The sequence below is a fragment of the Limimaricola sp. genome, assembly GCF_016125575.1.
Taxonomy (GTDB): Bacteria; Pseudomonadota; Alphaproteobacteria; order Rhodobacterales; family Rhodobacteraceae; genus WGLM01.
The window spans coordinates 101,885-114,083 of record NZ_WGLM01000004.1 but is presented as its reverse complement, the minus strand read 5'-3'; the positions used below and the strand labels follow the sequence as shown (position 1 = coordinate 114,083).

The following is a 12,199-nucleotide window of genomic DNA, read 5'->3' as shown; positions in this document are numbered from 1 at the left end:
CCACGCGGCGGCACAGGTCTGCCCGCATGGAAGCCTTGCCCGTCGAAACCGTTCAGGACTATCCCCGTCCGCCGCGTCTGGACCGGGTGCCGCAGGAGCTGCGGGTCGAGGCCGCGGAGCGGGTTCTGGCGCGCACGCGCGCGGGCTGGCGCGTCTGCGAGACGCATCATGCGCCCACCTACTACTTTCCGCCCGGTGACGTGTTGCCGGGCGTCCTGATGCCGTCGCGCCGCAGGTCGTTTTGCGAATGGAAGGGGCGGGCGGTTTATTTCGATCTCGACCGGGGCGACCGCGTGGTGCGCGACGCCGCCTGGGCCTACCCAGAGCCCACTGCAGGTTTCCTACCCATCGCCGGGCACGTCGCGATCTATGCCTGGGCGGTCGATGCCGCATGGGTCGGCGAAACCCGCGTCGATCCGCAGCCGGGCAATTTCTACGGCGGCTGGGTCACCCCCAACCTGCGCGGCCGGATCAAGGGCGCCCCCGGCACCGAGTTCTGGTAGCGCGCCTATCCCCGGATCAGCGTGTCGCCCAGCGTGAGCGTCGGGGTAAGTTCCACGATCTCGGCCTCGGGCATGACGGCGTTGGCGTAGCGGGCGGCGATGATGCGGGCGGCGGTCTGGCCGATCTCGCGCCGGCAGGCATCCATCGTGGCCAGTTGGCGCGGCAGGCCGTCCAGCAATTCCACCCCGTTGAACCCCGCCAGCCCGATCCGGCCGGGAATGTCATAGCCCTTCTCAAGCAGCCACAACAGCCCGCCGGCGCCGATCATGTCGTTGGAGTAATAGAGAAAATCGAGGTCTGGCGTGCGCGCGAGGATGGCGGCCGTCATCTCGCGCCCCTTGGCCAGGGCCGAGCCGCCCGAGTAAAACTCCTGATCGGCAATCTCGATCCCGGCCTTGGCCATCGTCTGGGTGAACCCCTCGAACCGCTTTCGCGCGCGGTGGTCCAGCGGCATCTTGGTGCCCAGGAACCCGATCCGGCGATAGCCCGCGCCGATGATCGCCTGCGCCATCTTGCGCCCGGCGCGGCGGTGGGAAATGCCCACGCAAGCGTCGATCGGGTCGCCGTCGACATCCATGATCTCGACCACCGGAATGCCCGCCTGCGCCAGCATCGCGCGCGAGGCGTCGGAATGTTCCAGCCCGGCGATGATCACGCCCGAGGGCCGCCACGACAGCATCTCGTACAGCACCTCTTCTTCCTTCTCGGGAAGATAGTCGGTGACGCCCACCACCGGTTGCAGGCCGGTGCCCTCCAGCGCCTCGCTGATGCCGGCCAACACCTCGGGGAACACCATGTTGCCCAGCGACGGGATGATCACCGCGACAAGGTTCACCCGGCTGGAAGCCAGCGCGCCGGCGATCTTGTTGGGCACATATCCCAGCCGCTTGGCCGCACTCTGAACGCGCAGGCGGGTCGCCTCGCTGACCTCGCCCTTGTTGCGCAGGACGCGGCTGACCGTCATCTCGCTGACACCCGAGGCTTCGGACACGTCGCGCAGCGTCAGTGGGCGGGGGGGCTGCTTGGTCAACGGCGGGGTCCTGACTGTCACACTCTTGTCACTAGTTAAGCCGCGCGAGGGGCGGGCCACAAGCGGCTTGGACCATACGCTGCGTTGACCTGTGCCGGATTTGCAGGCATTCACGCTCCGGCTGGCCTCGTAGCTCAGGGGATAGAGCGGCCGCCTCCTAAGCGGCAGGTCGATGGTTCGAATCCATCCGGGGTCACCAGCCGGCCACACGGGGCCACTTCAGACCATCTGGATCACGTCCTTGTCGATAGCGAGCATGTAGCCGTGCCGCGCGATATTCTTGACCAGCAGTTCGCTGACCAACTGGTTGCCCAACGTGTCGCGCAAACGCTTGATTCGGGTCGCGCCGGCGGCCTCGTCGCAATCGGCCGGGTCGCGGCCCGAGATCACGCCCTCGATCTGCGCGCCTGTCAGCACCTCGTCATCCATTCGCGCCTCGGCAAGTACGCTTAATGTCTCGATAGCGGCATCGGTCAGCCTGAACTCGAAATTGTTCAGGTAAACCGATTTCTGGTCACGGCTGATGATCAGCGAGTTCACCTCGATCCCCTTGCGCTCGATCTGGCCCATCCGCCGGTTCAGCGCCACCAGCATCACAAGGAAGGCCACCGCCGCGATCAACAATGCTGTGGCAAAGACCAGCAGCACGAAGATCACGAAACGGTAGGAATCGAGCGTCTGTGAGAAGGCGGTGGTCGAGTTGCCGAGGATTTCAAGCAGCTTCACCTCGGCCTGCGATGTCAGGTCGTTGTTGTCGACAAACAGCTTCTCGACACGGGCGTTGAAGGCGCTGGCATCCGGCAAGTTGGCAAACAGCAACACCGCCGTCATCGCCAGAATCAACACGATGGAGACGATACCTGCGATGACGACACGGCTGCCGGTCTGGCGCGCCTCAATAGCGGAGGTAGTATTCTCCGGCACTGTCTTTCCTTTCTGCAAGCCCCGACTCGTCGAAGACAGATACGACGTTCAGCAGCTGCCAGCCAGCGGCAGCCAGTCGCGGTGCCAGTTCCGCACGGGCGGCCCCGACTGTGCAAGTCCCATTGATCTGCGCCACGCCATATTGAAGGCGCAGCGGATTGTCCTGCTTGGCCTTGTAATCGGCATAGCAACTGGCCTGCGCAGTGGTCGCGAGAAGGCTCAGCACAAGGACGATGGGAGAAAGGATTTTCATGTCGTCACTCTGCCCTCGGGCCGTGGTGATATTCAATAGCGCCGACGCGGTTTGCGAAGGTTATCGGATGGCCCGGTGGCGTTATTGCCTGACCTTCCGGACCGCTCGCAAGGTTGGTTCATCGCATCGGGCCCGTCTGCCGATGCCGTCAAACCAAAAGGACCAAGCACATGAAAAAGACCCTTCTTGCCGGTGTCGCCGCCGCCTCGCTCGCCCTCTCGGGCCTGTCCGCCACCCCCGCCTTCGCCGACAGTGGCACACAGGCGCGCAACCTCATCATCGGTCTGGGCGCGCTTGCCATCATCGGTGCCGCGATCAATGACAGCCGGTCCCATGCCGCGCCCGCTCCGGCCCGCCCGGCCCCAACCCGTCCCGACCGGTTCAGCCGCGCGCTGCCCGCGCAATGCCTCGACCGGGTCGATACCCGCCACGGCGTCGTGCGCCTGTTCGATCCCTCCTGCCTGCGCGCCAATTATGCCGGCGCCCGTCACCTGCCCGACAACTGCATGGAGGTCGTGCGTGGCCGTTACGGGCGCGAGCGCGGCTATGATCCGCAATGCCTCGCCGCGGCGGGCTACTCGGTCGAGGCGCAGCGCTGGGGCCGCCGCGACGGCGGCAACGGCTGGGGCGGGGGTTGGGGTGGCCAATGGGGCCAGGACCGCCGCCACTAGTCCCAGACAACCCTGTTCTCCTTCGGGCCGCGGTGATTTCCCTTGATCGGGCGCCGCGGCCTTGCTTTGTGGCCGCATGTCCAGCCTTCCTGACCTCAGCCATGAACGCGCCACCGGCGCTGCCCGCGTCGCCGGTGTGGATGAGGCCGGGCGCGGCCCGCTGGCAGGGCCAGTCGTGGCCGCCGCGGTGATCCTGACCCCCGGCAGCATCCCGCCGGGGCTGAACGATTCCAAGACCATCGCCAAGGCGCGCCTGCCCGCGCTGTTCGACGCGATCATGGCCGCGGCAGAGGTGTCTGTCGGGCTGGCCTCGGTTGCCGAGATCGACAGCCTCAACATCCTGCGCGCGTCGCACCTGGCGATGGAGCGGGCGCTGGCGGACCTGTTGCCGCCGCCTGACCACGCGTTGATCGATGGCAATCTGTTGCCGCGCGGTCTGGCCGTGCCCGCCACCGCCATCGTCAAGGGCGACGCGCTGTCGCTTTCCATCGCGGCGGCCTCGATCATCGCCAAGGTCACGCGCGATCGCATCATGGTGGACTTGGCGCAACAGCATCCCGGCTATGGATGGGAGCGGAACGCAGGCTATCCCAGCGCCGCGCATCGCAAGGCACTTCAAGATTTGGGGGTCACCCCACACCATAGGCGGTCGTTCCGGCCGGTGCACAACATCTTGTATCAAGATTAATTCTTAACCCGTTGATTCAAAAAAGTTTTTGACAGCGAATCGGTCCTGACTCATCTTGTCCAAAGGAACGAGCGGAACCAACCGCCGGGGACGAGGCAGACCGATGACGACGAAAACCACCAGCGGGCGCGCCAGCGCGCTGCCGCTTGACACCATTCTTGACGGCGATTGCATCGCGCAGATGAACGCGCTGCCGGAGGCGTCGGTCGACCTGATCTTCGCCGATCCGCCCTATAACCTGCAGCTGCGCGGCGACCTGCACCGTCCCGACAATTCCAAGGTCGACGCCGTCGATGACGCGTGGGACCAGTTCGCCAGCTTTGCCGCCTATGACCGCTTCACGCATGATTGGCTGACGGCGGCGCGTAGGCTGCTGAAGCCCAATGGCGCGATCTGGGTGATCGGCAGCTATCACAACGTCTTTCGCATGGGCGCCGAGCTGCAGAACCAGGGCTTCTGGATTCTCAACGACGTGGTCTGGCGCAAGTCCAACCCGATGCCCAATTTCCGCGGCAAGCGGTTTACCAACGCCCATGAGACGCTGATCTGGGCCAGCAAGTCCGAAGGCGCGAAATACACCTTCAACTACGAGGCGCTGAAGGCGCTGAACGAAGGCGTGCAGATGCGCTCGGACTGGGTGATCCCGCTCTGCACGGGCCATGAACGCCTGAAGGACGAGGCGGGCGACAAGGCGCATCCCACGCAAAAGCCCGAGGCGCTGCTGCACCGTCTGCTGGTGGGCACCACCAACCCCGGCGACGTTGTGCTGGACCCGTTCTTCGGCACCGGCACCACGGGTGCTGTCGCCAAGATGCTGGGCCGTCACTTCATCGGGATCGAGCGCGAGGAAAGCTATCGCCGCGCCGCCGAGAAACGCATCGCTGCCGTGCGCAAGTTCGACCGCTCTGCGCTGGAGGTCTCCACGTCCAAGCGGGCCGAACCGCGGGTGGCCTTCGGCGTGCTGGTCGAACGCGGGATGCTGCGGCCGGGTGAGGTGCTGGTCAACGGGCGCGGGCAGGCCGCCAAGGTGCGCGCAGACGGCACGTTGATCGCCGATGACGTGAAGGGCTCGATCCACCAGGTTGGCGCGCACCTGGAAGGCGCGCCCAGCTGCAACGGCTGGACCTACTGGCACTTCAAGCGCGACGGTCAGCAGATCCCGATCGACCTTCTGCGCCAGCAGATCCGCGCCGAGATGGCGCGCCACTGATCCAAAATACCGCCGGTGCCTGTGGCCTGACGGGGCAACGCCCCCGCGCCCGCACCCACCTGCCCCGCCGTCCTTGACAGGTCGGCGGGGTCTTTTCGTTCTGGCCTTTCGTTCCCCGCTGCCGACACGTCACGCGCATGTTGCTGGCAATCGCCATCCGTTCGGCCCAGAAGGGGCACAACCACGGGGAGACGCGCCATGACTACCGCCACGTCCATCGTCCTTGCCAGCCGCCCGCAGGGGCCGGCCACGCTGGAAAACTTCCGGCTGGAGCAACACCCGTTGCCCGACCCCACCGAGGGCGAGCTGCTTGTCCGGGTGATCTGGCTGTCGCTCGATCCCTACATGCGCGGCCGCATGGATGACGGGCCGTCCTACGCCGCGCCCGTGGCGCTTGGCGCGGTGATGACCGGCGGCGCGGTGGCCGAGGTCGTGGCCTCGCGCCACCCGGGCTTTGCCGTGGGCGATCTGGTGATGGGGGCCTTCGGCTGGACGACGCACGCCATTTCCGACGGCGCGGGTCTGCGCAAGGTCGATCCGCGCCTTGCGCCGCCGCAGACCGCGCTGGGCGTGCTGGGGATGCCGGGCATGACCGCATGGGTCGGCCTGACCGACATCGCGCCGATGAAGCCGGGCGAAACGGTGGTGATCTCGGCCGCGACCGGGGCGGTGGGCAGCGTGGCCGGGCAGCTGGCCAAGGCGCGCGGCGCGCGCGTCATCGGCGTTGCCGGCGGGCCCGAGAAATGCGTCTGGGCCACGTCCGAGCTTGGCTATGATGTCTGCCTCGATCACCACGCGCTGGATGAAAAGGCCCTGCGCGCCGCGCTGCGCGAGGCCGCGCCGGACGGGATCGACGTTTATTTCGAGAATGTCGGCGGCAAGACGCTGGCCGCCGTCATGCCCAACATGGCCACCGGCGGGCGCATCGCGCTTTGCGGCATGATCGCGTGGTATAGTGGCCAGAACTTCGACGAAGCACTGCCGCTTCCCCGCGTCTGGAGCACAATCCTTACCCGGCGGCTGAACGTGCGGGGTTTCATCGTCTCGGACCATTTCGACCGCTCGGGCGCTTTCGCCGCCGAGGTGGCCCCGCTTGTGATGTCGGGCCGCATGAAGCTGCGCGAGACCGTGACCGACGGGCTGGAAAACGCGCCCGCGGCCTTCCTGTCGCTGCTGGAAGGCGGCAATTTCGGCAAGGCGCTGGTGCGTGTCGGCCCCGATGCCGGGGCTGCGTGAGGCGCACCGCCTCCCTGATGCGGTGGCTCCAGTCGCCGGGAAGGCGCCCCCACGGGGGCGCTACCGCGGCATCGGGTTCGACGCCGTCTTGTAGGGCTGCCAGTCGGTGATCTCGGGGTAGAACTTGCGCCGCCAGGCCCGCACCCGCGGGTTCATGATCCGCCGCCAGAGGGGCGGCATCATCGCGGCAATCGTCATCACCGGGTAGCCGAAGGGAAGGTTCGGCGCGTCGTCATCGGCATAGTTCTGCAGCAGCGGAAACCGGCGGTCGGGCTTGTAATGATGGTCGGAATGGCGCTGCAGGTTGATCAGCAGCCAGTTCGACACCCGGTGCGCCGCGTTCCACGAATGCCGCGGCAGGACATGTTCATACTTGCCACCGCCAAGGTGTTTGCGGGTCAGCCCGTAATGTTCGACGTAGTTGACCAGTTCCAGCTGCCAGATCGCGATGAAGGCCTGCGTCAGGAACAGCCAGACCCCCACCCAGCCACCGATCAGCGCCGCCAGCGCGACGAAGGCCGCCTCCAGCGCCCAGTAGCGCCAGAACGGGTTCGCCGCATCCCACCACGGCCGCCCCTTGCGCGCCAGCATCGCCGCCTCGGCCCGGAAGGACGACACCAGGCATTGCCACAGCACGCGCGGAAAGAAGCGGTGGAACCCCTCGTTGTAGCGGGCCGTCACCGGGTCGCGCGGGGTGCCGACGTAGCGGTGATGGACCCGCAGATGCTCTGACCGGAAATGCGAATACATCACCATCGCCAGCAGCAGGTCGCCCAGCAGGCGTTCCCACCGCGGTTTCTGGTGCATCAGCTCGTGGCTGTAGTTGATGCCGATGGTGCCGGTGATCACCCCGATCCCGGCGAAAAGCGCCCACTTTTCCCACAGCGCCATCGAACTGTCGTGGGTGGCGGCCCAGAGCGTGCCGAAGATCACCAGTGCCTGCAGCCCCGGCCAGAGCAGCGTGATCAGCCGATACCAAAACAGCGCATCATCGGGCGTCGAAAGGTCCGCGTTCTCGGTGTTCAGCCCCACCACGGCGTCGATCAGCGCGAAGAGATACCATGTCGACAGCGGCAGCAGGATCAGCGACCAGCCGCCCACCGATGCCTCGATCCATACCAGCGGCAGCAGCCCCAGCGACAGCCAGAACGGCAGCGCGGCGCCAAGGCGCGCGGCAACGGGGCGTGCGGTGTCGGGGGCGATGGTCATCCGGTTCGGTCCTGATCGCGTGGGCCTATCCTAGCTGCCATGCGATGTTGGCTCAATCATGACGCAGGCTGGCCGCCGCAAGGTCATGCACCTTGCGCATCACCGTGGGCAGCGAGGCGGGGCGAAATGCCGCTGCCGGTACCCACTGGCCGCGGGCTGGGGCCGCATCGAGCGGCAGGCGCGCGGTCAGGATTTCCAGCCGTAGGTGGAAATGCGTGAAGGTATGGCGCGCCTCGGCGCCCAGCCGCGACCAGTCGGCATCGAGGGGCGGGGCGGGGTCGGGCACGTCGGACCAGTCCGAACAGGGCCAGCCCAGCATGCCCCCCAGAAGGCCGCTGTCGGGCCGCGTTTCCAGCAGCCAGGCCCCATCAGCGCGCCGCGCGACATAGGCAAAGCCGCGCCGCACGGGCTGTGCCTTTTTCGGCGTCTTTTTCGGCAGGTCCGGCGCGGTGCCCGCCATGCGCGCGGCGCAGGACGCACGCCAGGGGCAGATGCCGCAGGCGGGAGACCGGGGGGTGCAGATCGTCGCGCCCAGGTCCATCACCGCCTGTGCATAGTCGCCGGGGCGCGCGGCAGGTGTAAGGGCGGCGGCCAGGGCCGTCAGCTCGGCCTTGGCGGCGGGCAGGGGGGTGTGAACGTCATGCAGCCGCGCCATCACCCGTTCCACGTTGCCGTCCACCACCGTTTCGGCCCGGTCGAAGGCGATGGCGGCAATGGCGGCGGCGGTGTAAGGGCCGATGCCCGGCAGGCCCCGCAGCCCTGCCACCTTGTCGGGAAAACGGCCGTCATGATCCGCCACCACGGCGCGGGCGCATTTCAGCAGGTTGCGCGCCCGGGCGTAATAGCCCAGCCCGGCCCATTCGGCCATCACCGCGGCATCGTCGGCCGCGGCAAGGGCGGCCACGCTGGGCCACAGCGTGGTGAAACGGTGGAAATAGGACCGGACCGCGGCGACGGTGGTCTGTTGCAGCATCACCTCGGACAGCCAGACGCGGTACGGGTCCGGCCGGATGCCCGCCTTGCGCGCCGCCGGGGGCACACGCCACGGCAAGTCGCGCGCGTGGTGGTCATACCAGTCCAGAAGTGTGGCGCTGAGGGCAGGGACAGGCATTGCGTTCTTTCGGGGTGTCATGGCGCAGACATCGGTCTAGAATAGCGCGCAGACATGAAACAGCCACGCCACACATCGACACGCGGTTTTTCTCGCGCCGCCACGCTGCTGCAATCGCAGATCCGGGCCGGGACCGAAGGGCGCGGCTTTACCGAGACGCGGGTCCTGACCCATTGGCCCGAGATCGTGGGCGAAGACATTGCCGCCGTCGCGCAACCGGTCAGCGTCAGCTTTTCGCAAGGCGGCATGGGTGCCACATTGGTGGTTCTGGTGACCGGTGCACATGCGCCGATGATCGAGATGCAGAAGGACCAGATCCGCGACAAGGTGAATGCCTGCTACGGCTACCGCGCCATCGCGCGGGTGCGGGTGACCCAGACCGCGCCGACCGGGTTCGCCGAAGGCCGCATCGCCTTTGGCCCGGCCCCGAAAAAGCCCCCACCTGCGCCCGACCCGGCCCTTCTGGCCGAGGCGCGCGCGGCCGCACAAGGTGTTGAAGATGACACTTTGCGTCTTGCGCTTCAGCAGCTAGCCGCCAATGTTTTGTCCAAACGTTATAACTGATCCGAGGATTTCATGAACCGTCGTGCCTTTCTGACCGCAAGTGTGTCCGTCGCAGCGCTGGGTGGCGCCTGGTACCTGACCCGTCAGGGACAGGCGGAAGGGCTGCTTCCGGGGCCCGCAATGGCCGATGGCTCGGCCGCCGCGACCGCGCCTGTCGCCGACCCGTCGCTGGTTCCGGACATGACGCTGGGCAATCCTGACGCCAAGGTGACGGTGATTGAATACGGCTCGTTCACCTGCCCGCACTGTGCCGAGTTCCATGCCGACCAGTGGCCCAAGATCGACGCAAACTACGTTCAGACCGGCAAGATCAAGTTCATCTACCGCGAACTGGTGCGTAACCGGCCCGACATCTGGGCGTCGATGTTGGCGCGTTGCGATGGCGGGCTGCGCTACTTCGGCATTTCGGACCTTCTGTTCAAGCGTCAGCAGGACTGGGCCGCGGGCGGCGACATGGCCTCGATCGCCAGCGGTCTGCGGCAGATGGGCAAGGTTGCAGGCTTCGACGACGCGACGCTCGAAAAATGCCTTGGCGACGCCACGATGGCGCAGTCGATCCTGTCGGTCAGCCAGACCAATGCCGACCGTGACGGCATTCAGGGCACGCCGACCTTCCTCATCAACGGCGTGAAATACACCAACATGTCCTACGAGGATTTCGCCAAGATCCTGGACGCGCAGCTGGCCGGATGACACCGCTCGCCGGCCTGAAGGTCGTCGAGCTTGCCCGGATCCTGGCCGGTCCCTGGGCCGGGCAGACGCTGGCCGATCTCGGCGCCGAGGTGATCAAGATCGAATCCCCCGAAGGCGACGATACCCGCACCTGGGGCCCGCCCTTCGTCACCCGCGAGGGCGAGCGTGCGGCGGCTTATTTCCACGGCTGCAACCGCGGCAAGCGCTCGGTCGTGGTGGACCTGCGCACGGCCGAGGGGCAGGCGCAGGTGCGCCGTCTCGTGGCCGAGGCCGACGTGCTGATCGAGAACTTCAAGGTTGGCGGGCTGGTAAAATACGGGCTGGATTACGCCAGCCTGTCCGCGCTGAACCCGCGGCTGATCTACTGCTCGATCACCGGCTTCGGGCAGGACGGCCCCTATGCCGCGCGCGCGGGCTACGACTATATCCTGCAAGGTATGTCGGGGCTGATGTCGATCACGGGCGAGCCCGACCGCCAGCCGCAGAAGGTGGGTGTCGCCGTCACCGACCTGATGACCGGGGTCTACGCGACAACCGCCATCCTTGCCGCGCTGCACCAGCGCGGGGTGACGGGGCGCGGCCAGCAGATCGACATGGCGCTTTTCGACGTGGCCGTGGCGATGACGGCGAACCAGGCGATGAATTACCTCACCACCGGCACGCCGCCGACGCGGCTGGGCAACGCGCACCCCAATATCGTGCCCTACCAGGTCTTCGATTGCGCCGACGGCTTCATCATCATCGCCAGCGGCAATGACAGCCAGTATCGCAAGCTGTGCCGTATCCTGAACCTGCCGGAATTGGCCGACGATCCCGCCTATGCCACCAACGCCGACCGGCTGGCCCGGCGTGAGGATCTTGTGGCGCGGTTGTCGGCGGCGACGCTGGGCTGGACCAAGGCGGCGTTGCTGGCTGCCTGCGAAGAACAGGGTGTGCCAGCCGGGCCGATCAACGACATGGCCGAAGTCTTTGCCGATCCGCAAATCGTGCACCGCCAGATGCAGGTCGTTCTTGATGGCGTGCCGTCGGTGCGTACACCAATCAGGTTTTCTGACGCCGAGCTTGCGCTGGAGCGTCCCTCGCCCCGGCTGGGGGCCGATGACGGTCTGCTTAACGAGGGGTGACGCCGATCCGCGCCAGCGCGGCGTCAACCAGCGCCCAGTCATCCAGTTCCAGCCGCACAGGCAGCGTCAGCACCTTCTGCCGAAAGCTTGCTGGCAGGCGCACGGCATCCTTCTCGGTGGTCACCAGTTGGGCACGCCGCATCTTCGCCTCGGCCTCCAGCCGGGTCATCAGGGCCGCCGTCAGCGGTTGATGATCCTCCAGCGCCTCGCCGCGCACCACCTCGGCCCCCAGCCCGCGCAGCGTGGCGAAGAAACGCGCCGGATCGCCGATGCCCGCGAAGGCCAGAACCGGCAGGCCCTGCCAGACCATGCCGGTCCGCAGAGGTTGCAGCTGCCCCTCGGCCAGCGGCACCGGCAGCGGCCGTGCCTTGCGGAAGGCCGCGCGTGCCTCGGGCGCGCCGATGACCAGGACGAGGTCGGCGCGCGCCAGCCCGACCGTCACCGGCTCGCGCAGCGGCCCCGCCGGCATGACGCGGCCGTTGCCGAAACCGCGCGCGGCATCGACGACGACGATCGACAGGTCCTTGGCCACGGCCGGGTTCTGGAACCCGTCATCCAGCAGGATCACGTCCGCGCCCGCCGCCTGTGCCGCCTGCACGCCGGCCGCGCGGTCGCGGGCCACCCAGGTGGGCGCGAAGGCGGCCAGCAACAGCGGTTCGTCCCCCGTTTCGGCGGCCCCGTGGCGGCGTTCGTCGACGCGGACCGGGCCGGTTAGGCTGCCACCGTGGCCGCGGCTGACGATATGCGGCGACCAGCCCCAGCCCGACAGCCGCATCGCCAGCGCGATGGCCGTCGGCGTCTTGCCGGTGCCGCCGACGTTGATGTTGCCGATGCAGATGACCGGCACGGCGGCCTTCAGCGGCGTGCCCTGCCGCAGCCGCCGCGCTGTTGCCGCGGCATAAAGCGCGCCAAGCGGCGCCAGCGCGCGTGCGGCCAGCGTGGGCTTGTCGGGCGGGGTGAACCAGAAGCGAGGGGCGGGCAT

Annotated in this window: 14 protein-coding genes and 1 tRNA gene; 9 read left to right on the top strand and 6 right to left on the bottom strand. The window is 67.3% G+C overall.

The window, feature by feature from the left end; translation table 11 throughout:
• Positions 1 to 26 precede the first annotated feature (26 nt).
• Positions 27 to 503: a DUF427 domain-containing protein gene (locus GC146_RS07485; protein ID WP_291836618.1), complete on the top strand. Its 477-nt coding sequence runs from the start codon at positions 27 to 29 to the stop codon at positions 501 to 503.
• Between the two features lie 5 nt (positions 504 to 508).
• Here the strand turns inward: GC146_RS07485 and GC146_RS07480 are convergent, their stop codons facing one another.
• Complete coding sequence (locus tag GC146_RS07480) at positions 509 to 1,534, bottom strand: LacI family DNA-binding transcriptional regulator (RefSeq protein WP_291836615.1); 1,026 nt, start codon at positions 1,532 to 1,534, stop codon at positions 509 to 511.
• A 123-nt stretch (positions 1,535 to 1,657) separates the two neighbouring features.
• Between GC146_RS07480 and GC146_RS07475 the strand changes: the two genes are divergently transcribed.
• Positions 1,658 to 1,733 (top strand) — tRNA-Arg (locus tag GC146_RS07475).
• A 20-nt stretch (positions 1,734 to 1,753) separates the two neighbouring features.
• On the opposite strand, the gene GC146_RS07470 is transcribed toward GC146_RS07475, so the two are convergent.
• Together GC146_RS07470 and GC146_RS07465 are read right to left on the bottom strand one after the other, a co-directional pair.
• The gene (locus tag GC146_RS07470; protein WP_291836612.1) at positions 1,754 to 2,458 is read right to left on the bottom strand and encodes a hypothetical protein; all 705 of its coding nucleotides are present in this window, start codon (positions 2,456 to 2,458) and stop codon (positions 1,754 to 1,756) included.
• On the bottom strand, positions 2,430 to 2,711 hold the full coding sequence (locus tag GC146_RS07465) for a hypothetical protein (RefSeq protein ID WP_291836609.1): 282 nt from the start codon (positions 2,709 to 2,711) through the stop codon (positions 2,430 to 2,432). Before GC146_RS07465 ends, GC146_RS07470 begins: the two co-directional genes overlap by 29 nt.
• Before the next feature lie 170 nt (positions 2,712 to 2,881).
• Here GC146_RS07465 and GC146_RS07460 point away from each other — a divergent pair, with 170 nt between their 5' ends.
• The 4 genes from GC146_RS07460 (at position 2,882) to GC146_RS07445 (ending at position 6,516) form a co-directional block, all read left to right on the top strand.
• Positions 2,882 to 3,382 (top strand): hypothetical protein, encoded by a 501-nt coding sequence (locus GC146_RS07460; RefSeq protein ID WP_291836607.1) that lies wholly within the window; start codon positions 2,882 to 2,884, stop codon positions 3,380 to 3,382.
• Positions 3,383 to 3,458: 76 nt separating this feature from the next.
• Positions 3,459 to 4,070, top strand: coding sequence for a ribonuclease HII (locus GC146_RS07455; protein ID WP_291836604.1), 612 nt, complete (start codon positions 3,459 to 3,461; stop codon positions 4,068 to 4,070).
• Positions 4,071 to 4,173: 103 nt separating this feature from the next.
• Positions 4,174 to 5,280: a site-specific DNA-methyltransferase gene (locus GC146_RS07450; RefSeq protein WP_291836601.1), complete on the top strand. Its 1,107-nt coding sequence runs from the start codon at positions 4,174 to 4,176 to the stop codon at positions 5,278 to 5,280.
• A gap of 198 nt (positions 5,281 to 5,478) precedes the next feature.
• Complete coding sequence (locus GC146_RS07445; RefSeq protein ID WP_291836599.1) at positions 5,479 to 6,516, top strand: NADP-dependent oxidoreductase; 1,038 nt, start codon at positions 5,479 to 5,481, stop codon at positions 6,514 to 6,516.
• A gap of 60 nt (positions 6,517 to 6,576) precedes the next feature.
• Here GC146_RS07445 and GC146_RS07440 read toward each other — a convergent pair whose 3' ends face one another.
• Positions 6,577 to 7,725 carry an alkane 1-monooxygenase gene (locus GC146_RS07440; protein ID WP_291836597.1) on the bottom strand — a complete coding sequence of 383 codons (1,149 nt, stop codon included), beginning with the start codon at positions 7,723 to 7,725 and terminating at the stop codon, positions 6,577 to 6,579.
• 52 nt (positions 7,726 to 7,777) lie between these two features.
• Positions 7,778 to 8,836, bottom strand: coding sequence for an A/G-specific adenine glycosylase (locus GC146_RS07435; protein WP_291836595.1), 1,059 nt, complete (start codon positions 8,834 to 8,836; stop codon positions 7,778 to 7,780).
• A gap of 54 nt (positions 8,837 to 8,890) precedes the next feature.
• Here GC146_RS07435 and GC146_RS07430 point away from each other — a divergent pair, with 54 nt between their 5' ends.
• From GC146_RS07430 to GC146_RS07420, 3 genes are read left to right on the top strand one after another with little or no spacing between them, the layout of a single operon-like run.
• On the top strand, positions 8,891 to 9,400 hold the full coding sequence (locus tag GC146_RS07430) for a DUF721 domain-containing protein (RefSeq protein WP_291836593.1): 510 nt from the start codon (positions 8,891 to 8,893) through the stop codon (positions 9,398 to 9,400).
• 12 nt (positions 9,401 to 9,412) lie between these two features.
• A complete protein-coding gene (locus tag GC146_RS07425) occupies positions 9,413 to 10,093 on the top strand; it encodes a DsbA family protein (protein WP_291836591.1) in 681 nt (226 codons plus the stop codon).
• A complete protein-coding gene (locus GC146_RS07420) occupies positions 10,090 to 11,217 on the top strand; it encodes a CoA transferase (RefSeq protein WP_291836588.1) in 1,128 nt (375 codons plus the stop codon). Before GC146_RS07425 ends, GC146_RS07420 begins: the two co-directional genes overlap by 4 nt.
• On the opposite strand, the gene lpxK is transcribed toward GC146_RS07420, so the two are convergent.
• Complete coding sequence (gene lpxK, locus GC146_RS07415; protein WP_291836585.1) at positions 11,204 to 12,199, bottom strand: tetraacyldisaccharide 4'-kinase; 996 nt, start codon at positions 12,197 to 12,199, stop codon at positions 11,204 to 11,206. The two genes, GC146_RS07420 and lpxK, sit on opposite strands and share 14 nt — an antisense overlap.